Origin of the sequence: Paraburkholderia sp., assembly GCF_047605525.1 — a bacterium.
Taxonomy (GTDB): domain Bacteria; phylum Pseudomonadota; class Gammaproteobacteria; order Burkholderiales; family Burkholderiaceae; genus Paraburkholderia.
Genome location: NZ_JASGFN010000014.1, coordinates 125,765 through 149,239 on the forward strand (window position 1 = coordinate 125,765; position 23,475 = coordinate 149,239).

The window sequence follows — 23,475 nt, forward strand, 5'->3', positions numbered from 1 at the left end:
AATTGCGCGGCGGGAGATCCCGCCGGCTTCGCGCCGCGCTGTGCCGTGTCGCGCGCAATGGTTGCGTCCGGAGACGACTGCTGAATTTTCAAGACAGATCGGTCGTAAGAAGGACTGGGTCAATGAGTTTTCTGAAACGCCCAAATGATTTTCTTTTCCACGCGTTGCAGGCGGTGGCGTCGGTCAGCCTCGCCTCACTGTGTCTGCTCGTGATTTATGGCGTGGTGATGCGCTACGTTTTTGCCGATGCGCCCGATTTCGTCGAGCCCATCGCGTTGCTGCTCGTCATCGTGATCGCGATGTTCGGCGCCGCGCTCAAAGTGCGCGAAGGCGGTCACATCGGGCTCGACTCGTTTGTGAAGAAACTGCCGCCGACAGGCCAGTCCATCGTGACGGGGATTCAACACATCTGCCTGATCGTTTTCGCGGTGACGGTTTTCATCGGTTGCTGGGAGATGGCGGAAACCACGATACACGATCGGATTCCGATCCTCGGTTTGCCGGAAGGGCTGCGTTATTGCATTCCGATCGTCGCGAGCATCTGTATCGCGATGTTCTCGACCGAGCATCTGCTCGCGCTCTTCGACCGGAAACAAAAGTAGAACAATCATGGAACTTGCGCTTCTCACAGTCAGTTTTCTGGTTTTCCTCTTTCTCGGGGTTCCGGTTTCGTTCGCACTCGGGTTGTCCTGCGTTCTGACGTACCTGTACGAAGGCCTGCCGACCGCGACCGCGATGCAGGCGATGATCTCGGGCATGAACGCGTTCTCGTTCCTCGCGGTGCCGTTCTTCATCTTCTCGGGCGAACTGATGCTCCACGGCGGTATCGCCGACCGCATCCTGCGTTTCGCACAGGCGACCGTCGGCCATTTCCGCGGTGGCCTCGGCATGGCCAACGTGGTCGCCTGCACGCTGTTCGGCGGCGTGTCGGGTTCGCCGACCGCGGATACGTCGGCGATGGGCGGCGTGGTCATTCCGATGATGAAGCGCGAAGGCTACAGCGCGGCCTACGCGGTCAACGTGACGACGCACTCGTCGCTCGCCGGCGCGCTGATGCCGACTTCGACCAACATGATCATCTATGCGTTCGCGGCGCAAGGCGTGAGCGGCGTGCTGCACGGGCAGCAGATGAGCGGCGTGTCGATCGGCGATCTGCTGTTCTCGGGTCTGCTGCCGGTGCTGTGGGTGATGGGCCTCGTGCTGATCGCCGCATACTGGCAGGCCGTCAAGTACGGCTATCCGCGCCGTCCGGACGGTTCGACCGAACTGCAGAAATTCCCGGGCTGGATGGCGGTGTTGCGCACGTTCATCGGCGCGGTGCCGGGTCTGATGGTGATCGCCATCATTCTGTTCTGCGTGGCGCGCGGTATTGCCACCGCGACGGAAGCCGCGGCGATCGCGGTGGGGTACTCGCTCATCCTGACCATCGTCGTGTATCGCTCGATGACGCTGAGCAAACTCGTCCATGCACTCGGCAAGGCCGCGAAGACCACGGGCGTCGTGCTGCTGCTGATCGGCGTGTCGAACATGCTGCGCTTCCAGATGGCGTATCTGGAGATTCCGGATGCGATCGAACGCATGCTCGACGGCGCGACGAGCCTGCCGTGGCTGATGCTGCTGTACATCAACGTGATTCAGGTTTTCCTCGGTACGTTCGTCGACATGGCGGCGCACATCCTGATCACGACGCCGCTGTTCCTGCCGATGGCCATGCACAACGGCGTAGGCCCGGTGCAGTTCGGCATCATGATCCTGTTGAATTGCGCACTGGGTCTCGTGCATCCGCCGATCGGCTCGGTGCAGTTCATTGGTTGCGCGATCGGCAATGTGTCGATTGGTGAAACTACCAAGGTGGCGTGGCCGTATTACCTCGCTATCTTCAGCGCGATCAACATCGTGACTTACGTCCCGTGGTTTTCGACCTGGTTGCCAAGCGTGATTAACGGCCACCCGGTGTTCTGATCCAGAAAAATTATCTTCCACACTCAGCGGCGCTTGCAAAGGCCGCGTATAGAAAGTTTTTAACAGAGGAGTAGAAATGAAAAAGGCACTCGTAACTTCGGCCTTGGGGTTGGTCGCCCTGGGCGCGCATGCACAAAGCAGCGTGACGTTGTACGGTATTGTCGATACGGGGTTCGGTTATCAAAGCAGCTCGGCGGCACTGGGCTCGAATTCGGGTGGCCACTCGCAAGTCAAGATGATCAACGGCATTTGGGCGGGTAGCCGTTTCGGCCTGAAGGGCGCCGAAGATCTGGGCGGCGGCACGAAGGCGATCTTCCAGTTGGAGCAGGGCTTCAACAGCGCAACCGGCGCGCAAGGCGTGTCGGGTCTGGCGTTCAACCGTCAGGCGTGGGTCGGTATGACGAATAGCACGTTCGGTACCCTGACGGCTGGTCGCCAATACACGTCGTACTACACGCTGCTCTCGCCGTACAGCCCGACCACGTGGCTGACCGGTGCATACGGCGCGCACCCGGGCGATATCGACTCGCTGGATACGCTGTACCGCGCGAACAACTCGCTGGTCTATACGTCGCCGAACTTCCACGGCCTGACGGTCAGCGGTTCGTACTCGCTGGGCGGCACGCCGGGCAGCTTCAGCGCCGGCCAGACCTGGAGCGCGGCGGCACAGTACATCGCCGGCCCGTTCGGTATCGCGGCAGGTATCCAGCGCATCGACAACGGCAACTCGAACGGCGGCGCGTGGGGTGCGAACTCGACGATGTCGAACAACGGCGCACAGCCGGGCGTGTCGGGTATCAACAACGGTTTCCAGTCGGCGGCGAAGCAGCAGCGCATTGCGGTGACGGGCGGCTACGCGTTCAACTCGCAGTGGGACGTCTCGTTCGCGTACTCGAACGTGCAATACGCGGCGGGCACGGCGTCGCTGTTCCAGGGCACGCAGATCTGGAACACGGGCGGCGCGGTGCTGCACTGGAAGCCGATCTCGGTGCTGGACCTGGCCGCCGGCTATAGCTACACCCGTGCGACGCAGTCGAACGGCATCACGAGCGCGGCTACCTACAACCAGGTCAACCTCTCGCAGTACTACACGCTGTCGAAGCGCACCGGCCTGTACGCGCTGGAAGCGTATCAGCGTGCCAGCGGTCAGACGCTGGGCACGAACGGCAAGTCGATCATCAACGCAACGGCGGATATCGGTGACGGCCAGAACAGCTCGCCGTCGTCGTCGCGCAGCATGGTTGCTGTCGGCGTGGGCATCATCCACAAGTTCTAAATACTTAGGTGAAAGAGGCGGCGTTGTTTTGCCGCCACGGCAACGCGTTGAGAATACGCGTTGCCCTTCATGTAGCTGCGTGCTTAAAGCGCGCAGCTTTTTTTGCGGCGTGCGATGGCCGTCATGCATCGCGAGTGCCGGGTCTTCCTGGTGCCCATTCCTGTTGTATCAATGCGACATCGATGTGATCTCAACCTGATGTCGACACGATGCGATCGCATTCAGGCGAATCACGCTTCCGACCACAAACGTCCACCCGTTGCCCAGTTTTCGCGCTTCACGTCGGTGAGGATGATGTCGACCGAATTCGGTTCGACGCCGAGCGATTCGCAGGTCGCCCTGGTGATGGCTTCGACGAACTGGCGTTTCTGTTCCAGCGTGCGGCCTTCGAAGAGTTCGATATGAAACGTGGGCATGGCATGACTCCGTGGGGAAATACTGTTGAGGATGAAGTAAAGCGAATTCGGGCACCGTCGCCAGCTCGTTTGCGGATGCTCGCGCAAATTCGAGCGCAAATTCACTCGCGATAGCCGCGGTCGAGCCGGTCGAGCTTGCGCAGCAGCGCCGGCCATTCGAGCGCGCCTTCGATCGCACCGCCGTCGTAGAGCTGCTCCGCCGTGCGTGCGGCGATCGTGTCGTTTGGCGTCACCAGCGGCGTGCCGCAGGCTTGCGCCTGCAACTGGATTTCGCAGGCCGTCAGCAGCGTCGCCATCAGGACATAAGCTTCGGCGACCGTGCGGCCGACCGTCAGCGTACCGTGATTGCGCAACAGCATCGCCGGTTTGCCGGCGAGATGCGCGACGAGGCGCTCGCCCTCGGCCGGCGTGAACGCAAGGCCTTCGTAGTCGTGATAGGCGAGCTGGCCGTAAAAGCGCAGCGCGTGCTGCGACGCCGGCAGCAAACCGGCCGGTTGTGCGGATACGGCCACGCCTGCGGTGTTATGCAGATGCATCACGCAGAACGCGTCGGTGCGCGCCGCATGCACGGCTGCGTGCAGTGCGAAGCCGGTCGCGTTCACCGGATGCTCACTGGCGCCGACGATATTGCCGGCGATATCGATCTTCACGAGATTCGACGCGCACACCTCATCGAATGCGAGGCCGAACGGATTGATCAGGAAGTGGCCCGGTTCGCTGGGCACGCTCGCCGAGATATGCGTGTAGATCAGATCGTCCCAGCCGTTGAGCGCGGCGAGCCGGTAGGCGGCGGCAAGGTCGATGCGGGTCTGCTGTTCCGCTTCCGATCGCGGGCCGGATTCGGCGATGCGGCCGGCGGGTGAATGAGTGAACGACATGTCTGCCTCCATGCAAAGCGGTCGGCCGGCGTTGGTGCTTGAGCTGTCGAGCCCGCGAAAGGCCGCGCCTTGCGCGAGCCGGCTTGCGATGCTACCGCACGAAGGTCAGTTCGTGGTGACGCGTTGTGCGTTGCTCGCCGCGATGCGGACGGTCAGCACGCCGGAACCAATGCCGACGCTCGTACTTGTGCTCGACCCCAAAGGGGCTTCCCAACCGTCAACTGGCACCGGCGGACGCGGTAACGCTTCTCGCTGGACGCTGCTCAAGGCGTGAGCGACAAACTGGAGGCTATGAACGCTTCCTCAACGAAGCACTGACCGGCCTCGATCACTTACGGAAATGGCGGCTCAATGTCGCCTTTTTTGCTGAGACGCTATACCGGAAGAATGCGCCTGAAAATGAGATACCGGGAATTATTGTCAATATTTGTCAGAAAGGTTCTATCGCAATTTAAAGCTGTTGACCGTGGATCCTTTGGATGGTTAATTCGTCGGGTGTTTTCTGGGAAATTAGAAGAGGTCAAATGGAGCAACAGAAACAGAACGGCACCCGGGGCGAGGCAGAATGCCTGCTTTGCCGCGTGACATATTCAATGTTCTCCAGGCTCCCGCCAACGCCATCCGTAATGGCGCTGAACGTCGAAACCGGCGCATTCTTTCCGCAGGATAAGCTTCGGTCGTATTCAACCGGTTACGAAATGGCCGAAGCCTTGGGTTACTCATGGGCATGCAATTGTCGCGGGAGCGCACAACAGGCGGACGACGCGAGCATGGCAAGTTCGCTCTATGGCAGGAGCCCGCGCGTACCGCAGAATCTCGACAATGCACCGCCGTTTGTCTATCAGCCCGGCATGCCGGATGGCGACGCTATGCAGCTCGCCGGCGCCGATGGCCGGCCTGGTAACAATCAGGCGCAGAACAAGCAATTTAAGGCAGTAGTCAAAGCACTTGGACTGAACAAAGATCAAGCTCGCCGCCTTCATTACGATATCCAGGAGGACTATCTTGAGTATCACGGCATGATGGAGCGCGCCCTGGACCTGTTTGGAGACAAATTGAAATGACCGATACGAAAGAGCAGGTAGGACGTCACCTTTCCGCCTTGATCGGCCTTGACGTTAGCGGAGTGGCGCACGCAGCTGACATGCTTACGTTACAGTTCGGACCGCTTCGGGAGGTAAGGACCAGCAGAGGCACTATCAAGTATCTGGGCGATTGGGCGCTGCATATTCAGTGTGACTGGCGCATCGAGCAGGGACACGCGATCGTTGCGTCTTACTCGGACTTCGCGGCATCTGAAGAGAGTACGAGAGTGACAACACAACGAATCCGCAATCTCCTCGTGACACATGGCCCAACGGCTGTTTTGGATATCGAGGCGGGTGAGAACGGTGATGCTGTTATTTCGCTGGCCAGAGAGATCCGACTGGTAATTCTTGCGGATGCGATACCCGATGATGAGGACTGGCGCCTATTTCCCTCGAATCCCGATGCGAAGCACTTCGTGATCGAGGGTGGCAAGGTTGATCCCTGGTCCTTGTCGTGACCGCGTGCCAGAAGCAACATTGCCTTATCGGGCAGGTCAGTTCGTGGTAACACGTTGTGCATTGCTCGCCTGCCTCGCCGGCTCGCGCGCGATGCGGCGTTGCCACCATTGGATGCTCCACGCGGCGAGTACGAACGGCGCGGTCATCGCCGGCCAGCCGAAGTGCACGGCGACCGCTTGTAGCAGCACCGATATTGCGATGCCGCCAAGTGCCGGAGCGAAGCCGACGCCGGCCAGCGCGAGCGCGGTGAGTGCACCGTTGAATCCCAGTTGACCGGCGTCGAGCGAACCAGCGGTTGCGCCGAGCAACAGATGCGCGGCGCTTGCGAGTCCCGCGCCGACAAGTCCGTACAGCGCCTGTTTGCGCGAAGCAGCGGCAATCCCGAGCAGAACGAGCAAACCCGCCGGCACGCCGGACGCAAAGCCGGCTTGCGCGAGGCCGGCGAGCACGCCGCTGCCGAAACGCACGGCATCGGGCGGATGAAACGGCATTGAACCCAGGGTCGGGGAACGACTTGCGACCAGCGGCAACCACAGCCACGTGACGATCAGGAACGGGCTCGAAAAGGCGCTCAGGCCACGCCTGCGCAGCCAGCGCGACCACGGCCGCAGCAGCCACGCGGTACCGCTTGCGGCGGCAATCGACACAGCCGACGCAGTCAGCGGATCGGCAATGAAAATGAACGCGACGAGGCCCGCGAGCGCACCGTTGAATCCATGCAGGCCGGCATGTGCTTCGGCCTCGGGACAACCGGCGAGCGCCGCGTTCACGTTGGCCGCGATCGCGCCGATCAGCGCGGCGCAAGCGAGCCGCGGCCCGCTCAGCAGCCAGGCGGCGAGCAGGCATGCGCCGGTGAAGGCGTTCGGTTGCAGTACGACCTGGCCGAGGCTGCGCAGCAGCGTACGGATCAGCGTACGAAGCAGGGTACTGAGCGGGTTGGGTTGCGCGTCGGTCACGGCGGCGGCAGCGGAGTTGGATTCCGGATCATCACACATCGCGAGCATAATCCAGCGACGTCGCGCGAGGCATCGTCGGCGTTGATAGTGGCTATTTGTCGTCCGTGCGCGCCTGGGCCGGATGCGCCGTGCCCGCGCGCTTTCGCGCTACGATAGACAACCCGGCGCGCGCCGCGCCGTTTTGCGAGGAGCAGCCGATGCGTGAACTACGATGGGCTTCGGAAGAGGGCGACGGCATCGAGCATCTGGCGTTCGATGCGCGCGACGACGGCTTCGCGGTCGAGAGCGTCGTTGTCGGACAGCGCTACGGCAAAGCGTATGGACTGCATTACACGGTGCGCTGCGACGCGCAATGGCGCACGCGCCATGCGTGGCTGAAGATCGTCGGCGGCGGCGAGCTGGAGTTGCATGGCGACGGCGCGGGCCGTTGGCACGATGGTCACGGTCTCATGCTGAGCGCGATCGAAGGCTGTATCGACATCGATATCGCCGCGACACCGTTTACCAACACGTTGCCGATCCGCCGGCTGCAACTGGCCGAAGGCGAGCGCCGGCCGATCGCGGTCGCGTATATCTCGACACCGGACTTACAGGTTACGCGTGTCGAGCAGGCGTACACGTGCATCGAGTTGAATCGCGAGTACCGCTACGAGGGCATTTTCCGCGACTTCACGGCGGACATGACGATAGACGGCGATGGCCTCGTAATCGACTATCCGACGTTGTTTACGCGCTTGCCGCGCGCGCGTTAGACGCCGTGCCGGCCCCGGCTGCCGGATGCGGCGCCTGGGCCGGCGCGTGCCGCTCCGTTTCATTCACGCGATGCGCGTCGATAAAACGCGCGATCTGCAGCGCGATCCGCCCGGGGTCGCGCAATACGACCCAGTGGCCCGCATCGATCTCGATGCGTTCGTACGCGCCGAGCCAGCCTTCGAGTCCGAGCGACAGCGCCGGCCCCACATAGCGGTCGCGCAGCGGCACGATGAATTGCACCGGCGCATGCGCGTGACGCGCGCGGGGCCGCAGCAGTCTGTCGATGAAATTCGCGCGATAGAGATTGAGCCCGTTGATCGTGTTGCGCCGTTGCGCGGGATCGCGCCCGGCTCGCACGCGCTCGGTCACGCGCAGCCACAGCGGCCACATGCGCGCGCCGCCCGCGCGCCACACCAGTTCCGGCAGCCACGGCAGATGGAAGAAGAGGATGTACCAGGACTTCAGCGTTTGCCGAACGCCGCTGCCGAATGGACGTTCGGGACGCTGCGTTTTCCGCTCCTTGGCGTGGGCAGCCGCGCCCCCACGCAAATCGATCGACGCATGATCGAGACAAGGTCCGGAGATCGACGTGTATGACGCAATACGGCCTTTGAACGCGGGATCGGTGACTGCTTCCCAGCTTTGAATCGAACCCCAGTCGTGTCCGACGAGATGAAACGGCTGCGCGCCGCAGGTCGCGGCCGCGACCGCGGCGAGATCGGCGGCCAGGCGTTCGAGCCGGTACGCGGCGCGCGTGGCCGGTGCATCCGAGGCGCCCGCGCCGCGTACGTCGTATGCGATCACGCGATAGCGTGTGTCCAGTTGCGCGCGCACCGGTTCCCACACCGCCGCGGAATCGGGGTAGCCGTGCACGAGCACGATCGGCGTTGCGCCGCGCGGTCCGCTGACGTAGACCGCGAGCCGCACGTCGCCGGCATCGACCGACAGCGTCTCGCGTATCAAGCCGCCGCCCGCACGTCGCGTCGCGTTGCGCCGCGCGTATGCGGCTCGGCCGTGCTGGCGGCGTCGACCGCGGCGACGAGGCCGTCGATGCGCGCGAGTTGCGCGCGATTGTCGTGATCCCACGGATGAAAGCCCGGCCGGAAAAAGCTCAGCCATTCGCCGGCGATGCGCGGAAACACGCCGTGGCGCGGACCGTACAGATATTTCGTGAGCCGCCACATGCCACGCAGATGACCGCCGCGTTTGCGATCGGCGATGATGAGCCGCACGTTGTAGTCGAATACGATCAGCCAGAACAGCACGGTCGTGGAGAGCATCGTGCCGGCGCGCAGCAGATAGCGGCCGGGGCCGGGCTTGAGCACCGTGTTCCACACGTCGTACGAAACGGACTTGTGCTCGGTTTCCTCGAGCGCGTGCCAGGTCCACATCTGCGTATAGCCTTCGACCGAACCGCCGATGCGCGTCGAGTCCTCGAGCAGCAGACCGGCGAGCATCGCCGTGTAGTGTTCGAGACAGACCGTGATCGCAAGCTGATACGACTGCGGCAGCACCTTGCGGAAGAAGTTCAGCATCGTCCACAGCCGCCTGTCGAGCTTGTGCGCGGGCAACCCCGCCTGCTGCAGCAGATGGTTGTATTCGACGTGCTCGCGCGTATGCATCGCTTCCTGACCGATGAAGCCGAGCACCTGTTTCTTCAGCTCGGGGTCGTCGATCCGGTCGCGATAGTTGCGCACCGAATCCATGAAGAACCGTTCGCCGGCCGGGAACAGCAGCGACAGCGCATTGAAGAAGTGCGTGACGTGCGGGCCTTGCGCGTGCCAGTCGCACGCGCGCTCCGGCGGCAGGTTGAAACGTAGGTCGCGGCGAACTGGCATCATGGCCTTTCTCCCTGTGTTCTGCGGGCACGATGAAGTGCCTGGTGTCGTGCCCGGCGTTGCGTTCGGTGTAATGCGCGGTATCGAGGGTTTCGCGCGGCGTGTCGTATCCGGCGTGGCGTGCTCATTGCATGTTCGTCACGCGCGCTTGCCGTCGATCTGCGCGGCGCGGCGCGCGCGCTTTGCGGCGGCGCGTTTGAGCCGGCGCGTCTGCATCACGACGAGTGCCTGATACGCGGCCGGCAATGTGCGCGCGAGCCAGTCCGCGGCGCGCGCGTCGCGCCCGATCAGCACACGCCGTTCGTTCCTGCGCACGCCGTCGAGAATCACGCGCGCGGCTTCGTCGGCGCTGGTGATGAAGAACTTCTCGAAGTCGTCCTTGCCTTGCTGTTCGTTCTCGACCATGAAGCCGACCATGTTCGGCGAAATCCGGCTCGCCTGCGCGATGTTGGTGCGGATGCCGCCCGGATGCACGCAGGTCGCCGAAACGCCGCATTGCATCAGATCGAGTTCCTGGCGCAACGCTTCGGTGAAGCCGCGCACCGCGAATTTGGTCGCGTTGTAACCGCTCATGCCGGGTTGCGCGAACAGGCCGAATACGCTCGACGTATTGACGATATGTCCCGCGCCGGACGCCTTCAGATACGGCAGAAACGCTTTCGTGCCGTGCACCACGCCCCAGAAGTTGATGCCGACGATCCATTCGAGATCGGCGTATTCCATGCCGTCGATCGTGCTCGACAGCGCGACGCCCGCGTTGTTGAACACGAGATTGACGCGCTCGTGCTCGAGCGCCGTCGCGGCGGCCCAGTCGAACATCGCGGTGCGGTCGGCGACGTCGAGTACGCGTGTCGTGATGCGCAGCGGCGCGCCGACCACCTGCGGCGCGGCGGTCCGCGCGAGCTGCGCGGTCTCGGCGAGGCTCGCCGCGTTGCGGTCGGCGAGCGCGAGATGGCAGCCCTCGCGCGCGAGCTGGATCGCGAGCGAGCGGCCCATGCCCGAGCCCGCGCCGGTGATCGCGGCCACTCTGTCGGTAAAGTTCTTCATCGGTTTGTCTTCCCTGATCGATGCGCTGTCGTTGTGATGGGCCCAGCTATGTGCTCAGGTCGCCTCGGCCGACGCGACCGCGGCGTTGCCGCGCGCGTGCGCGGGTTGCGCGGGGTGTGCCGCCGCGCCGGCCGGATGGTCCGCATATTCGTCCGTCTGCGAGGCGGGCGAATACGCGAAGTAATCGCCGATGCGGAACGTGCGCGTGACCTGCCGGAACCGGTACGCGAAGCCCGGCCATAGCGTCGTGTTCCTGCCGCTCTTCGGGTCGAGATACCAGCTTCTGCAGCCGCCCGTCGACCAGATCGCGCGATCGAGCTGCCGCTGGATCCGCTCGTTGTAAGCACGCTCGACCTGCGGGCGCACTTCGATCGCGGCGGCGCGTTCGGTCTCCATCGTCCGCAGCGCCTGCAGGATGTATTCGACCTGCGACTCGATCATGAACACCATCGAGTTATGGCCGAGGCCGGTGTTCGGTCCGACGATCATGAAAAAATTCGGGTAGCCGGGCAATGTCGTGCCGAGGTACGCGTGCGCGCCGTCGCGCCATGTGTCGACGATATCGATGCCGCCGCGTCCGCGCACGACGCCGGGCGCAAACGGATCGGCGACCTGAAAGCCGGTGCCGAAGATCAGGCAGTCGGCCGGATGACGCACGCCGTCGGCCGTGACGACCGCGTCGGCCTCGATACGCGCGATGCCGGTGGTTTTCACCGACACGTTCGCTTGCGAGACGGCGGGGAAATAGTCGTTCGAAATCAGGATGCGCTTGCAGCCCATCGTGTAGTCCGGCGTGAGCGTCGCGCGCAGTTGCGGATCGGGCACCTGGCGGCGCAGATGACGCTCGGCGACCTTTTGCGCGGTCTTCATCAGCGACGGATGCACCGCGAAGCCGACCGCGCGCGATTCGAGCATGCAGTAAAGCGCCGAACGCATGATCTTCTGCGTGAACGGCAGACGTTTGAACAGCCACTGCTCGAACGGCTTCACCGGCCGGTCGGCCTTCGGCATGATCCACGGCGGCGTGCGCTGAAACAGATCGAGATGCGCGACGCGCGGCTGGATTTGCGGCACGAACTGGATCGCGCTCGCACCGGTGCCGATCACGGCGACGCGTTTGCCTTCGAGCGGATAGTCGTGATCCCAGTGCTGTGAATGAAACGCGTTGCCCTGGAAGTTTTCGATGCCGGGAATGTCGGGCAGCGCCGCGCGCGACAGACCGCCCATGCCCGAGATCAGCACGCGCGCCGACCAGCGCTGGCCGTTCGCGAAGCTCAGTTGCCAGCGGTGGCGCGCTTCGTCGTAGACCGCGCTCGCGAGTTCATGACCGAAGCGCAGATGCCGCCCGATGTCGAAGCGCCGCGCGCAGTCCTCGAGGTACGCGCGAATTTCCGGCTGGCGCGCGAACATGCGGCTCCAGCGCGGATTCGGTGCGAACGAAAACGAATAGACGTGCGATTGGACGTCGCACGCGCAGCCGGGGTAGTGGTTGTCACGCCAGGTGCCACCGACCGAAGCGGCTTTCTCGGCGATGACGAAGTCGGTGATGCCGGCCTGGCGCAGGCGGATCGCCATGCCGAGGCCCGCAAAACCGGAGCCGATGATCGCGATATCGATATCCGAAGGCGCGGCGTCGTGGGGCATCTGGCGGGCGTTCATCCGATCCGTCTCCTTATTTACGCTCTTAACTGTTACATTGAATGATGTAACAATAGAGGCTGGAAACGAAGGATGCAAGGCGGCGGTTAGACTCCCGGCTCTAGGATGGGCGTTGCCGGCCCGTCAATGCGCGGCCAGCGCCGCTGCGACGACCGGGCTTTGCCAGACGTTGTCGGCCACGGCGAGTTTTGGCGCGGAATCAGCCGCGCGCCGTAGAACGCATCGGCGACGCGTTGCTGCGAGCGCACAATCTCGCTGTTCACCGCGCTCGTGCCGTATGGATAGCGGCGCACCCAGGTCTCGACGATCTGCTGGTCGAGGCCGACCTGCGGCGCGATCAGCGCGGCCGTTTCCACCGGATGCGCATTGACCCACAGGCCCGTGCCGCGCAACTGGCCGAGAATCGCGCCGATCACATCGGGATGCTGCTGCGCGAAGTCGCGGGTTGCTTCGTAGAAGTTGTACGGGCTGTCGAGCTTTGCATAGTCGACCAGCGTGCGCGCCTTCAGCGATTGCTGCGCGGCCGCGTAGTACGGATCCCAGATCACCCACGCATCGACGCTGCCGCTTTCGAACGCGGCGCGTGCATCGGCCGGCGCGAGGTACACGGCATGCACGTCCTCGTATCGCAGGCCCGCTTGCTTCAGTGCCGCGAGCAGCAGATAGTTCGAGCTCGAGCCCTTCTGCAACGCGACGCGTTTGCCCTTGAGATCGGTCACGTTGCGCAGCGGCGAATCGCTTCTGACGAGGATCGCTTCCGCGTGAGGTCCCGAAGGCTCCGCGCCGACATAGACGAACCGCACCCCGCCCGCCTGCGCGAATATCGCGGGCGGCGCGCCCGTATAGCCGAAATCGATGCTGTTCGCGTTCAACGCTTCGAGCAGTTGAGGACCGGCCGGGAATTCGAACCACTTGATGCTGTAGCCGAGCGGTTTGAGCCTGGCGTCGAGCGAGCCTTGTGCCTTGAGTATCGCGAGCAGGCCGGACTTCTGGTAGCCGATGCGCAGTACTTTGGCGTTGCCGTCATTCGTGTCGTGGTTCTGCGCGGCGGCGCTCGAGGCGGTGAGAGCCGCGAGCAGCACGGCGGCGACGTGTAGCGTGAAACGGGTATGGCGGGCCATGCGGCGAGCTCCATTGCGGTCGATTGACAGGCGCGCGTTGCGTGTCCGGAGCGTTGCCGGAAACGCATTGCGGCGACATCCGACGATCGTCGCATGGAGGCCGAGTCGTTCAAACGAAGCAATGCAGCTTTGGATATGACGCGCATGCGAACCGCGTGGTGGCAGCGGAGCAAAGGCTCGCGCCGTCGCGAGTGGAGTGGGGCATGTAGCTTATTTCTTCGTTTTGCCTTTCTTCGTCGCCGCGCGCTTCACCGCCTGATCTTCCGCCGCGTGGCCGAGCTTCTTCTCCATGATGGCCGCGACGCGGTCGCCGAGATAATCGCCGGACGCTTCCTCGAGCGCGCGGTTCATCTCGCCTTCGACGAGCACGCTCGCGAGCGGCCGCAAGCGCCAGATCGCATCGACGAGCGCGGGTACGTCGGCGGGTGGCGGCAGCGCGTCGGCTTCGTAGCGGTCGAGCTGACGCACCACGAGATCGACGAGCGCCTTCGCGACCGCGTTGAAATGCGGTCGCGCGATGCTCACCGCGTCGAGCAGATCGGCGAGCGGGATGCCTTCTTTCGCCATCGTCGCGCCGGCGGCGATCGCGGTGGGATTGCCCGACACGAACGACAGCCCGTCGCGCTCGAGCAAACCGAGCTCGACCGCTTTCGCGAGCGCGCCCGGCGAGGCCTTGTCGCCGAACATCCGCAGCAGTTCGACGAGCGAGTACCTGCGTGGCCGCTCGCGCGACCAGCGTCCGCCGATCGCGGTTTCGAGCCCGAGGATCGAGCGCAGGTCGTGGCCTTCGTCGACCGCCTTGATGAGGTCCTGGATGTTCGCGAGCGTGTAGCCGCGCGCGAGCAGATGATTGATCAGCTTCAGACGCGACACGTGCGTGTCGTCGTATACGCCGACCCGGCCGCGCTTTTCCGGCGGCGCGAGCAGCCCGCGGTCCTGATACGCGCGCACGTTGCGCACCGTGGTATCGGTAACGCGCGCGAGTTCGTCGACGGTGTATTCGTTGCGCGGCGCGGCGCTGGCCGGATGGCTGGAACCGGTGGACGCGGACGGGGCGGAAGGCGGCATGTTCGGCATGCACGGATTCTAACGCGGCGCCGTCGCGTGTCGCCAGCGCGCTGCCCGCGCGCGGGTCAGCGGCCCGCGTCGGCCGGTTCGTTTGAAACGTCGTCGGGACCGGTCGATGCGCCGTGGCCGAGCGTGCGCTGCATCAGCGTCGTGTCGAGCCAGCGGCCGTGCTTGTAGCCGACCGCTTTCAGCGTGCCGGTCAGCTCGAAGCCGAGCTGGCTGTGCAACGACAGCGAGCCGCCGCTGCCGCCGTCGGCGATCACCGCGATCATCTGACGCCACGGTCCATTTTCGCAGCGTTCGATCAGTGCCTGCAGCAGCACGCGTCCGATGCCGCGTCCGCGATACGCATCGCTGACGTAGATCGAATCTTCGATCGTGTTGCGATAGGCGGCGCGCGGACGATACGGCGTCGCGTAGCAATAGCCGGCGACCACGCCGTCGATCTCCGCGACCATGTACGGCAGGCCGTGGCTGCGCACCGCCGCGAGCCGCGCGCGCAAATCGTCGACGGACGGCGGGGTTTCCTCGAACGAGGCGACGCCGGTCAGCACGTGATGCGCGTAGATCGCCTGGATCGCGGGCAGATCGGCTTCGGTGGCGTCGCGGATGTGGGGAGCGTTGCGCGGGGTGTCGGGCGGCTGCGTTGCCGGGGACGCGGGTCGGGTCGGGTTCATGCGGGTTCCTGCGTATTCCTGTGATTGCCGGAAATGCCGGCGGAGATTTTCACTATTGCAGCGTGACACCAATGCCGTATCGCCACGGCAATCAAAGATCGAACTGATCGAATTCGCTCTGCAACTCGCGGTTGCGCGCCACGCGTTCGTCGATAGCCGGTCCGAGCTGCTCGACGACCGCCGAGATCAGCAGATTGAACAGGCACGTGAGCGGCGCGAGCGAATCCCAGAACTGGCCGACATCGGTCTTGACCTGCAGGAGATCGCCGTCGAAATCGCGCGCCCACGGACAGTAGATATCGGTGACGAGCGCGAACGGCAGGCCGCGGCGCGACGCGGCTTCGCAATAGCGCCGGGCGATCGCCGAGTACGCGCGCGTGTCGGTGACGATCAGATACGGCGCGCTGAATTCCGAGTTCAGCGAATCGACGTAGGAACCCGACATGCCGTCGGAATAGAACACGCGCGGGCGGATGTATTCGAGGTAGCTGTAGAACGCGTTGCTGATGCCGCGCGTCGATTGAATGCCGAGGATGTAGATCGCGTCGGCATGGGCGATGCGCGCGGCGGCGCGGGCGAACGCCGGCGAGCGCGCAAGCTCGTACACATGCTGGATCGCGGCGGTCTCGAGTTCGAGCGACTGCGCGAGCGCGGCGTCGCGGGGCGAGGAGAGAGGGGTGTCGGCGGTGCGCTCGCCGGACTCACTGGTTTGCGCAGCCTGGCCCGTGCCGCGGCGGAATGCGTCGAGCCGGTCGGTAATCAGCCACGGACGCTCCTGCGTGCCGCGCAGTTCGCGCTTCAGGTCGTCGAGGTTCCGGTAGCCGATGCTGCGCAGAAAGCGACCCACCGAAATACCGCTCGTGCCGGCTTGCTGTGCGATCTGGTCGGCGGTTTCGAGACCGAGCCGGTCGAGATTCGCGAGCATGTAGCTGGCGACGCGTTTCGAGGTCGGCGTGAGTTCGGCAAAGCGGGCTTCGACGGTTTGGGCAAAAGCGGTCGGCATCGTAAGTCGCGGCGCGGGGCGGTGGTTGAGCGATCACGGGAATGATGACATATCGATCCGCGGGTCGCGCAATTCCATCCTGAAAAAGCGCCGTCCGGAGTCGGGGCGGCCTGACTGCCTCAGACGGCCGGCCGTGCCGGCGCCGCGCGCGAGAAGTGCCGTGCGCCCGCCACGCAGGCGACCACGACGACGGTGACGATGATCATCGACGGCGGTACCTGTTCGTGCAGCAGCAGTCCGGCGAGCAGCAGCCCGAAGAACGGCTGCAGCAGTTGCAGTTGCCCGACCGCGGCGATGCCGCCGAGCGCGAGTCCGCGATACCAGAACACGAAGCCGATCAGCATGCTGAACAGCGACACGTACGCGAGACCCCACAACGCCGCGGCGCCGATGCCGTCGAACGAAGCGGGCCGCGTCCACCATGCGAGCGGCAGCATCAGCGGCAGCGACAGCACGAGCGCCCAGGAAATCACCTGCCAGCCGCCGAGATGACGCGACAGGCGCGCGCCTTCCGCATAGCCGAGTCCGCACACGACGATCGCGGCGAGCATCAGCGCGTCGCCGAGCGGTGCCGCATCGACGCCGTGCCGCAGCGCGAACGCGGCCACCGCGCCGCTACCGAACGCCGAGAACAGCCAGAACGCCGGCTGCGGCCGCTCGCCGCCGCGCAGCACGCCGAAGATCGCGGTGGAGAGCGGCAACAGACCGATGAACACGATCGCATGCGCCGCGCTCACGTGACGCAGCGCAAGCGCGGTCAGCAGCGGAAAGCCCACCACGACGCCGAGCGCGACCACCACGAGCGGCAGCAGATCGCGACGCGCGGGGCGGGTCTCGCGAAACACGAGCAACAGCAGCAACCCGAGGATGCCCGCGATCGTCGCGCGCGCCACGGTCAGAAACACCGGATCGAGCCCCTGCACCGCAAGACGGGTAGCCGGCAGCGAGCCGCTGAAAATCAGTACGCCGGCAAAGCCGCTGAGCCAGCCGCTGGTGGTTTTGTCCATGGGAAAAATTCCTGCGCCGAAAGAGACCCATGATGCGCCCCGCCATCGGAAAGGGTAAGCTACAGATCAGTACAATTCGTACAAACTGTACCGAACATGGAGCAGTACAGATGGCGGAAAGCGGGACCAATCAGCCAGCGCCGGGCACGCGCGTCGACCTGGTAATGGACAGTCTGCGCGAGCGCATCGCGAGCCGTTCGCTGATGCCGGGCGCGCGCGTGCCGTCGATCCGCGCGATGACCGGCACGCTCGGCGTGTCGAAATCGACCGTGGTGGAAGCCTACGACCGTCTGGTCGCGCAAGGGGTGATCGTCGCGCGGCGCGGTTCCGGCTTCTTCGTGTCGGGCCATGCGCCGCCACTCGCGCTGGCCGATCTCGGGCCGCGGCTCGATCGCGAGGTCGATCCGTTGTGGCTGACGCGGCAATCGCTGGAGGCGGGTTCGAAAGACCTGAAGCCGGGCTGCGGCTGGATGCCGGCTTCGTGGCTGCCGGAAGACGGCGTGCGCCGCGCGCTGCGGGCGGTGGCGCGCGATCCGCAGTCGCCGCTGGCCGATTACGCGAGTCCGGCCGGGTTGCCCGCGCTGCGCCAGCAGCTCGCGTGGCGGCTCGCGCAGCATGGGGTCGATGCGCCGCCGGAGCAGATCATGCTGACCGACGGCGGCACGCATGCGCTCGATCTCGTCTGCCGCTTCCTGCTCGAACCCGGCGACACGGTATTGATCGACGATCCGTGCTACTTCAATTTTCAGGCGTTGCTGCGCGCGCATCGCGTGCGGATCGCGAGCGTGCCCTATACGCCGCAGGGACCGGATCTCGCCGCTTTCGAGCGCGCGCTGATCGAGCACCGTCCGCGGCTTTATGTGACCAACTCGGCGATCCACAATCCGACCGGCGCAACGCTCGCGCCGGCCGTCGCGCACCGGCTGCTGAAGCTCGCGGGCGAGCACGATCTGCTGATCGTCGAGGACGATATCTTTGCCGACTTCGAGGACGAGGCCGCGCCGCGTCTCGCCGCATTCGACGGGCTCGCGCGGGTCGTGTCGATCGGCAGCTTTTCGAAGACGCTGTCGGCGGCGGTGCGCTGCGGCTATATTGCCGCGCGCGCCGAATGGATCGAGCCGCTGATCGACCTGAAGCTCGCGACGTCGTTCGGCAACGGCCAGCTCGCGGCGAGTGTCGTGCATCGGATGCTCGTCGACGGTACGTATCGGCGCCATCTCGAGGCGATGCGCGCGAAGCTCGCCGATGCGATGGGCGAGACGGTCAGGCGTCTCGGCTATGCGGGCCTCGATATCTGGACGCTGCCGCGCGCGGGCCTGTTCGTGTGGGCGCGTCTGCCCGATGCGCTCGATGCCGCCGATGTCGCACGCCACGCGTTGAGCGCGGGCGTGGTGTTCGCGCCGGGCAACGTGTTCAGCGCGTCGCGGACGGCGGCGGGTTTTCTGCGCTTTAACGTGTCGCAATGCAATCGTCCGAAGGTGTACGAGGCACTGCAACGCGCGATGGATGCAACTGCCGCGTCATGCGCGACGGAACGCGAGCGCGTTTGAGCGCTCGCATCGCTCGCGTTATTGCGCCGCCGGGTTCTGCCGCTCGGGCACGCGCTATTTCGCTACTTCGCTATTTGCACAGCAGGAGCATCCGCTCCTGTTCCGAGCAGGGTGTGCGCGGCTTCTGCGCGGCCTGTGTCGCGGCCGCGTTGATTGCCGCGCCGCGGTTCGCGATGCACGCACGCAGATGATTTTCGACCGGGCCGTAGTACTTCCATCCGCGCACCAGCGTCGGCAGTTCGAGCTTCACCTGCTTCCATTTCGGGTGGCCGTGCTCCTGCAGATTGTCGAAGTTCGCGCACAGCGAGTCGGCGAAATGATTCAGATTGCTGACGGTGTCGCGCAAACCGTAGTCGTAAGTGACGAGAAAAGCCTTCACGGTCAGGGCCGGCACGTCCTCCTTGAGCCAGCCCGGATAGCTGCTCTGGCGGATCGTCGTCGGGAAGTAGGTCTGCTTCGCGCGTATGGTTTCCGGCGCGTTCGGATCGGCGCGCAGCAGACGCAGTTGTTGCAGCAGGTCGGGTTTCATTTCATTGAACAGATTCGCCGGCTGTCCGACCACGATGATCGCGACGTCGATTTTCTTCACGATCAGCGCGGCGAGCGCATCTTCATTGCTCAGATGCTGGATGTTCTGCTCGGGAATCGGCTGACCGAACATCAGGTGATAGAGCGTCGTCGCCGATTGCGCGGTGCCGCTGCCGAGCAGGCCGACGCTGATGGTCTTGTCCTTGATGTCGGCGAGCGTTTTCATCGGCGAATCCGCGCGCACGACGACGTTAATTTCCTCGTCGTAGAGCGGCATGATGAGCCGCAGCGGCCGGATCATCGTGCCCGCATCCGCGTTGCCCGCATTGGCCATGTCGACGAACGCCTGGTACACGTCGGACTGCACGAGCGCGAGCTTCACGCCGGGCTCGAAACGCATGCGTTGCACGTTTTCGGCCGAGCCTTTCGAGGCGACCACTTCGAGATCGATGCCGACCGGCTGCGCCACCCATTTCGACAGATCGTTGCCGATCTGGATATACGTGCCACGCTCCGGTCCCGTGACGATCTTGTAATGCGCGGGTTCCGCGCCCCCCGCCAGCGAATATACGACCAATGCCGCCAGCCCCAGCCATCCCGCGAGAAGTCTCTTCAGCATGGTCTCTCTACCTATCGGTCAGGTTTATTTCGCTTCGCGCGCCGGCGCGCGAAAGCACCAGTAATCCGGCTGCGATGTCATTTCAATGCGCCGCGAGAGCCTGGTCCGTCTGTTTCCGCTCAGAGGACGCAGGAAACGTGCGGGTCGACACAGACAGCGGTGATTCGATCTGGTAATGGGAGCCGTTTTGCGGACGTCGGGCGTCGACGCGCCGATTCCCGTGCTTTCATCCCGTGCCTTCGATCACGCATCGACGTGCCGTCGCTCGCCGCGCCGTTGCGGTTCGCGCGATGCCGCCGCGTGCTGCTGTCGCGGCGAGTTCGCGGTTTGCCGATTTGCCGTTTGCTTCGTTCGTCTGTTGTTTGCCTATTTGCCGATGGGCAGCGGCGGCAGCGAGGGCAGCGGGGGCTGCAACTGCGCCTGTGCGAGCGGCCCGCCTTGCCCGGCGCCCGTGGTCGCCGCATGCGAATTGAGCGGCGCCCAGCCGGTCTCGCGGATCACGCGTTCGAGGATGGTTTTCGCCGCATCGTTGCCGCTGTCGACCGCGAGTGCTTCGTTCGCGTGCTGACGAGCGCACGGCCATGACTGCTGCGCGACGCATGCCTGCGCCGCTTGCAGTGCGTTGTCGCGTCGCTCGGCGAGCGGCCGCAACTGGGCGGCCAGATCTTTCGCATCGGCGTTGCCGGGTTGCAATGCCTGCGCGGCGGCGAGCGCGGCCTGCGCTTTGGACAGGTCGTTGCCACGGAACGCGAGACGCGCGCTCTGCAATGCTTGCGCGGCATCGTGGAACTGCATCGCGGGTCGCGCGGATGCGGCGGCGATGGACGGCATCGCAGTTGCAACGGCAAGAGCGGGTGCAATGGGTGCAACTGGAACGACAGGCGCGGGCTTCGCAGCGGGCACGGCTTGCATGACCGGTATCGGCGCGGCGGAAGCATGCACCGCTTGCGGTTGAGCAGCCGACGGCGTCGACGTGATCGCCGCGAGCGGCGCAGGCGGTGCAATCGTGCCGGTTGTCGTCTGCGCATCCTGAGTGGTCTGCTCGATGCCCGTATCGTCGGATCCGCTGCTGTCGCTGAAGAGCGTATAGCCAACATACGCCAGGCCTATGGCGACAACCGCGCCAATCGCATACGACACACGCCAGATTGTCCACCTGTTGCGTGGCGCATACAGAGGCTCTTCAAACTCGACCTGGGTATCGGACGCGACGAGCGCCGTATTCATGAGCGGCTTGTCCGGAAGGAACTTCTCGGCAGGCATCGGGCGCGTGGCGACGGCGATTTCGTCCGGTGCGTCCGGCGAATCTTCCGCGAATCGGCGCAAGGGTTTGTGCGTGATGCTCGCGCGGCGGCCGGCAGTCGCCATGTGTTTGTGCGGGTCCGACTCGAGCGGATGTACGGCGCCGCAATACGGGCAGTAGTTGACCTGCCGGTACAGTGCGCCACCGCAGCGTTTGCAGGGTGTCGGAAAACTATGGCCGGTTGCTGTCTGGGTGGACATATGTTGGACCCACCTGTGGAAAACGATGCCATTGAAGGCATGCTCCGGATCGTGTTGAGGCAGGAACGTTGTCCGCGGAATCACGATCCACATGCGCCGGAGAGTTTCGGAGACGTAAGTCGCGCCTACGTTGCCGCGTTTCCAATATGTGGCGTTTCATTGGGAACGTCAATTAACGTTCGTACCTGAGAATGTGTGCTACCGCACATTCGCAGGTACGATGAAAGTACATGTGCTCATAACGAGCATATCCGCGGTTTTTTTCAACGTGCTCGCGAAGGGATGCGAAGCGTCGAAGGTTGCGCGTCGATACTTCGCGACGCCGGATGAGTGGCCACGCGAGTGCGCTGAAAAAGGAACGAGGCCGACGCGTTATGCGTGCGGCCTCGTCGTCATGATTGTCATCGAACGTTTGCCATTAAGCGTTTGCATCAGCGCATGAATCGGGCATTCGTTTTCAGTGCTTGCGCAATGGATGATCCTTCAACAGCCACGCGAGTGCGAAAGCGAGCACCACCACGCACGCGGCCGACAGATACACGGTGTGCAGCGCGCCCGCGAACGCATGCAGGTAATCGTTGCGCAATGCGTCGGGTAGCTGATGGATCGCGGCGGGTCCGAGTGCATGCGGCAGTTCGGTATCGGGCGGAATCAGTTTTTCGAGGCGCCCGGTGAGTCCGTTCGAGAACACCGCGCCGAAACCCGCCACGCCGATCGAGCCGCCGATCGAACGGAACAGCGTGACGCCGGAGGTCGAAACGCCCATATGCCTGAATTCGACGGTGTTCTGCACCGCGAGAACCAGCACCTGCATCACCATGCCGAGACCGCAGCCGAGCAGACCCATGTACAGATACATCACATGAATCGGCGTGTCGATCTGCAGGCGCGCGAGCAGCACCATGGCGATCGATACGAGGAACGTGCCCATGATCGGGAACATCCGGTACTTGCCGATCTTGCTGATGACGCGGCCGGTCACCATCGACATGATGAAGAGGCCGCCCATCATCGGCAGCATCTGCATGCCGGCTTCCGACGGCGTGGAGCCTTTCACGACCTGCAGATAGAGCGGCAGAAACGTGACCGAGCCGAATAGCGACACGCCGATGATGAAGCTGATCAGGCTGCTGATCAGGAACGTGCGCTGTCTGAACAGTTCGAGCGGCATGATCGGCTCGACCGCGCTGCGCTCTTCGTGAATGAAGCCCCAGATCGACACGAGCCCCATGCCGAGCGTGAACCACAGTTGCGGCGACGTCCACGGCAGGATCGTGCCGCCCTGGCTCGTGAACAGGATGATGCAGGTCAGCGCGCCGGCGAGAAACGCGGCGCCCATGTAGTCGATCGTGTGCTTCACGTGACGCACGTGCGGCCTGAACACCGCGCCGATCACGATGAGCGAAACGATGCCGAGCGGCAGGTTGATATAGAAAATCCAGCGCCACGTGAGGTGCTCGACCAGAAAGCCGCCGAGCAGCGGACCGACCACCGTCGCGAGACCGAACACGCCGCCGAACACGCCCTGATAGCGGCCGCGCTCGGCGGGCGGAATCACGTCGGCGATCGCGGCCATCGTGACGACGAGCAGGCCGCCGCCGCCGAGGCCTTGCAGCGCGCGCAGCACGATCAACTGGCCCATGTTCTGCGCGATGCCGCACAGCGCCGAGCCGACGAGGAATACGACGATCGCGGTCTGCAACACGATCTTGCGGCCGAACAGGTCGCCGAATTTGCCATACAGCGGCACGACGATGGTCGAGCTGAGCAGGTAGGCGGTGACGACCCACGACAGATTGTTGAGTCCGCCGAGTTCGCCGACGATGGTGGGCAGCGCGGTCGAGACGATCGTCTGGTCGAGCGCGGCGAGCAGCATGACCAGCAGCAGCGCCGGAAACAGCAGCCGGATCGGCGGATGATCGGTGGCGGGAGAGGCCGGCCGCGAATCCGCTTGCGCGGATTCGATGGGCGCGGGTGTGGCGGGGTGTTCCATGGCGGGGATGAGTTGAAATTAATTAACTTGGCGATTAATATATGCGACATCGCTTTCCCCGTCAAATTGAATGC

The 23,475-nt window shown here is 64.2% G+C and carries 21 protein-coding genes and 1 pseudogene; 7 read left to right on the forward strand and 15 right to left on the reverse strand.

All coding sequences use genetic code 11. From position 1 onward, the window contains the following. Window positions 1-122: 122 nt before the first annotated feature. The 3 genes from QM685_RS20850 (at window position 123) to QM685_RS20860 (ending at window position 3,238) form a co-directional block, all read left to right on the forward strand. Window positions 123-602 (forward strand): TRAP transporter small permease, encoded by a 480-nt coding sequence (locus QM685_RS20850; protein WP_415118834.1) that lies wholly within the window; start codon window positions 123-125, stop codon window positions 600-602. A 7-nt stretch (window positions 603-609) separates the two neighbouring features. Beyond that, a complete protein-coding gene (locus QM685_RS20855) occupies window positions 610-1,962 on the forward strand; it encodes a TRAP transporter large permease (RefSeq protein WP_415118836.1) in 1,353 nt (450 codons plus the stop codon). A 76-nt stretch (window positions 1,963-2,038) separates the two neighbouring features. After that, window positions 2,039-3,238: a porin gene (locus QM685_RS20860; protein ID WP_415118838.1), complete on the forward strand. Its 1,200-nt coding sequence runs from the start codon at window positions 2,039-2,041 to the stop codon at window positions 3,236-3,238. Between the two features lie 230 nt (window positions 3,239-3,468). On the opposite strand, the gene QM685_RS20865 is transcribed toward QM685_RS20860, so the two are convergent. After that, a complete protein-coding gene (locus QM685_RS20865) occupies window positions 3,469-3,810 on the reverse strand; it encodes a 4-oxalocrotonate tautomerase (protein ID WP_415118840.1) in 342 nt (113 codons plus the stop codon). Continuing rightward, on the reverse strand, window positions 3,756-4,532 hold the full coding sequence (locus QM685_RS20870; protein WP_415118842.1) for a class II aldolase/adducin family protein: 777 nt from the start codon (window positions 4,530-4,532) through the stop codon (window positions 3,756-3,758). Before QM685_RS20870 ends, QM685_RS20865 begins: the two co-directional genes overlap by 55 nt. 524 nt (window positions 4,533-5,056) lie before the next feature. On the opposite strand from QM685_RS20870, the gene QM685_RS20875 reads away from it, so the two are divergent. Then, complete coding sequence (locus QM685_RS20875; RefSeq protein WP_415118844.1) at window positions 5,057-5,596, forward strand: hypothetical protein; 540 nt, start codon at window positions 5,057-5,059, stop codon at window positions 5,594-5,596. Continuing rightward, entirely contained in the window at window positions 5,593-6,078 is a 486-nt protein-coding gene (locus QM685_RS20880; protein ID WP_415118846.1) for a hypothetical protein, read from the forward strand. Before QM685_RS20875 ends, QM685_RS20880 begins: the two co-directional genes overlap by 4 nt. 36 nt (window positions 6,079-6,114) lie before the next feature. Here the strand turns inward: QM685_RS20880 and QM685_RS20885 are convergent, their stop codons facing one another. After that, window positions 6,115-7,074 (reverse strand): urea transporter, encoded by a 960-nt coding sequence (locus tag QM685_RS20885; RefSeq protein ID WP_415118847.1) that lies wholly within the window; start codon window positions 7,072-7,074, stop codon window positions 6,115-6,117. A 158-nt stretch (window positions 7,075-7,232) separates the two neighbouring features. Between QM685_RS20885 and QM685_RS20890 the strand changes: the two genes are divergently transcribed. Further along, window positions 7,233-7,787 carry a putative glycolipid-binding domain-containing protein gene (locus QM685_RS20890; protein WP_415118849.1) on the forward strand — a complete coding sequence of 185 codons (555 nt, stop codon included), beginning with the start codon at window positions 7,233-7,235 and terminating at the stop codon, window positions 7,785-7,787. Here the strand turns inward: QM685_RS20890 and QM685_RS20895 are convergent. The 9 genes and pseudogenes from QM685_RS20895 to QM685_RS20935 all read right to left on the reverse strand — a co-directional run bounded on the left by QM685_RS20895 (window position 7,762) and on the right by QM685_RS20935 (window position 17,208). Next, window positions 7,762-8,751 (reverse strand): alpha/beta fold hydrolase, encoded by a 990-nt coding sequence (locus QM685_RS20895; protein ID WP_415118851.1) that lies wholly within the window; start codon window positions 8,749-8,751, stop codon window positions 7,762-7,764. The genes QM685_RS20890 and QM685_RS20895 overlap by 26 nt on opposite strands. Then, a complete protein-coding gene (locus QM685_RS20900; RefSeq protein WP_415118853.1) occupies window positions 8,748-9,629 on the reverse strand; it encodes a metal-dependent hydrolase in 882 nt (293 codons plus the stop codon). Before QM685_RS20900 ends, QM685_RS20895 begins: the two co-directional genes overlap by 4 nt. A gap of 135 nt (window positions 9,630-9,764) precedes the next feature. Next, window positions 9,765-10,673, reverse strand: coding sequence for an SDR family NAD(P)-dependent oxidoreductase (locus QM685_RS20905; protein ID WP_415118855.1), 909 nt, complete (start codon window positions 10,671-10,673; stop codon window positions 9,765-9,767). A 54-nt stretch (window positions 10,674-10,727) separates the two neighbouring features. Beyond that, the gene (locus tag QM685_RS20910; protein WP_415118857.1) at window positions 10,728-12,332 is read right to left on the reverse strand and encodes a flavin-containing monooxygenase; all 1,605 of its coding nucleotides are present in this window, start codon (window positions 12,330-12,332) and stop codon (window positions 10,728-10,730) included. Between the two features lie 123 nt (window positions 12,333-12,455). Further along, window positions 12,456-13,453 (reverse strand): annotated as a pseudogene (locus QM685_RS20915) (sulfonate ABC transporter substrate-binding protein). A 210-nt stretch (window positions 13,454-13,663) separates the two neighbouring features. Then, a complete protein-coding gene (locus tag QM685_RS20920) occupies window positions 13,664-14,530 on the reverse strand; it encodes a MerR family transcriptional regulator (protein WP_415118859.1) in 867 nt (288 codons plus the stop codon). A 56-nt stretch (window positions 14,531-14,586) separates the two neighbouring features. Then, window positions 14,587-15,198: a GNAT family N-acetyltransferase gene (locus tag QM685_RS20925; RefSeq protein WP_415118861.1), complete on the reverse strand. Its 612-nt coding sequence runs from the start codon at window positions 15,196-15,198 to the stop codon at window positions 14,587-14,589. Between the two features lie 91 nt (window positions 15,199-15,289). Then, window positions 15,290-16,201 (reverse strand): sap1 transcriptional regulator SapR, encoded by a 912-nt coding sequence (sapR, locus tag QM685_RS20930; protein ID WP_415118863.1) that lies wholly within the window; start codon window positions 16,199-16,201, stop codon window positions 15,290-15,292. Between the two features lie 119 nt (window positions 16,202-16,320). Continuing rightward, entirely contained in the window at window positions 16,321-17,208 is an 888-nt protein-coding gene (locus tag QM685_RS20935; protein WP_415118865.1) for a DMT family transporter, read from the reverse strand. Between the two features lie 110 nt (window positions 17,209-17,318). On the opposite strand from QM685_RS20935, the gene QM685_RS20940 reads away from it, so the two are divergent. Further along, window positions 17,319-18,758, forward strand: coding sequence for a PLP-dependent aminotransferase family protein (locus tag QM685_RS20940; protein WP_415118867.1), 1,440 nt, complete (start codon window positions 17,319-17,321; stop codon window positions 18,756-18,758). A gap of 70 nt (window positions 18,759-18,828) precedes the next feature. Here QM685_RS20940 and QM685_RS20945 read toward each other — a convergent pair whose 3' ends face one another. The 3 genes from QM685_RS20945 to QM685_RS20955 all read right to left on the reverse strand — a co-directional run bounded on the left by QM685_RS20945 (window position 18,829) and on the right by QM685_RS20955 (window position 23,401). Beyond that, the gene (locus QM685_RS20945) at window positions 18,829-19,905 is read right to left on the reverse strand and encodes a TAXI family TRAP transporter solute-binding subunit (RefSeq protein WP_415118869.1); all 1,077 of its coding nucleotides are present in this window, start codon (window positions 19,903-19,905) and stop codon (window positions 18,829-18,831) included. Window positions 19,906-20,271: 366 nt separating this feature from the next. After that, entirely contained in the window at window positions 20,272-21,408 is a 1,137-nt protein-coding gene (locus tag QM685_RS20950) for a hypothetical protein (RefSeq protein ID WP_415118871.1), read from the reverse strand. Between the two features lie 457 nt (window positions 21,409-21,865). Further along, window positions 21,866-23,401: an MDR family MFS transporter gene (locus tag QM685_RS20955; protein ID WP_415118873.1), complete on the reverse strand. Its 1,536-nt coding sequence runs from the start codon at window positions 23,399-23,401 to the stop codon at window positions 21,866-21,868. Window positions 23,402-23,475: the final 74 nt, after the last annotated feature.

Coding starts and splice junctions, on each gene's coding strand:
- QM685_RS20850 (WP_415118834.1), top strand. CDS start 123: ATGAGTTTTCTGAAACGCCCAAATGATTTTCTTTTCCACGCGTTGCAG.
- QM685_RS20855 (WP_415118836.1), top strand. CDS start 610: ATGGAACTTGCGCTTCTCACAGTCAGTTTTCTGGTTTTCCTCTTTCTC.
- QM685_RS20860 (WP_415118838.1), top strand. CDS start 2,039: ATGAAAAAGGCACTCGTAACTTCGGCCTTGGGGTTGGTCGCCCTGGGC.
- QM685_RS20865 (WP_415118840.1), bottom strand. CDS start 3,810: ATGGCCGGCGCTGCTGCGCAAGCTCGACCGGCTCGACCGCGGCTATCG.
- QM685_RS20870 (WP_415118842.1), bottom strand. CDS start 4,532: ATGTCGTTCACTCATTCACCCGCCGGCCGCATCGCCGAATCCGGCCCG.
- QM685_RS20875 (WP_415118844.1), top strand. CDS start 5,057: ATGGAGCAACAGAAACAGAACGGCACCCGGGGCGAGGCAGAATGCCTG.
- QM685_RS20880 (WP_415118846.1), top strand. CDS start 5,593: ATGACCGATACGAAAGAGCAGGTAGGACGTCACCTTTCCGCCTTGATC.
- QM685_RS20885 (WP_415118847.1), bottom strand. CDS start 7,074: ATGTGTGATGATCCGGAATCCAACTCCGCTGCCGCCGCCGTGACCGAC.
- QM685_RS20890 (WP_415118849.1), top strand. CDS start 7,233: ATGCGTGAACTACGATGGGCTTCGGAAGAGGGCGACGGCATCGAGCAT.
- QM685_RS20900 (WP_415118853.1), bottom strand. CDS start 9,629: ATGATGCCAGTTCGCCGCGACCTACGTTTCAACCTGCCGCCGGAGCGC.
- QM685_RS20905 (WP_415118855.1), bottom strand. CDS start 10,673: ATGAAGAACTTTACCGACAGAGTGGCCGCGATCACCGGCGCGGGCTCG.
- QM685_RS20910 (WP_415118857.1), bottom strand. CDS start 12,332: ATGAACGCCCGCCAGATGCCCCACGACGCCGCGCCTTCGGATATCGAT.
- QM685_RS20920 (WP_415118859.1), bottom strand. CDS start 14,530: ATGCCGAACATGCCGCCTTCCGCCCCGTCCGCGTCCACCGGTTCCAGC.
- QM685_RS20925 (WP_415118861.1), bottom strand. CDS start 15,198: ATGAACCCGACCCGACCCGCGTCCCCGGCAACGCAGCCGCCCGACACC.
- sapR (WP_415118863.1), bottom strand. CDS start 16,201: ATGCCGACCGCTTTTGCCCAAACCGTCGAAGCCCGCTTTGCCGAACTC.
- QM685_RS20935 (WP_415118865.1), bottom strand. CDS start 17,208: ATGGACAAAACCACCAGCGGCTGGCTCAGCGGCTTTGCCGGCGTACTG.
- QM685_RS20940 (WP_415118867.1), top strand. CDS start 17,319: ATGGCGGAAAGCGGGACCAATCAGCCAGCGCCGGGCACGCGCGTCGAC.
- QM685_RS20945 (WP_415118869.1), bottom strand. CDS start 19,905: ATGCTGAAGAGACTTCTCGCGGGATGGCTGGGGCTGGCGGCATTGGTC.
- QM685_RS20950 (WP_415118871.1), bottom strand. CDS start 21,408: ATGTCCACCCAGACAGCAACCGGCCATAGTTTTCCGACACCCTGCAAA.
- QM685_RS20955 (WP_415118873.1), bottom strand. CDS start 23,401: ATGGAACACCCCGCCACACCCGCGCCCATCGAATCCGCGCAAGCGGAT.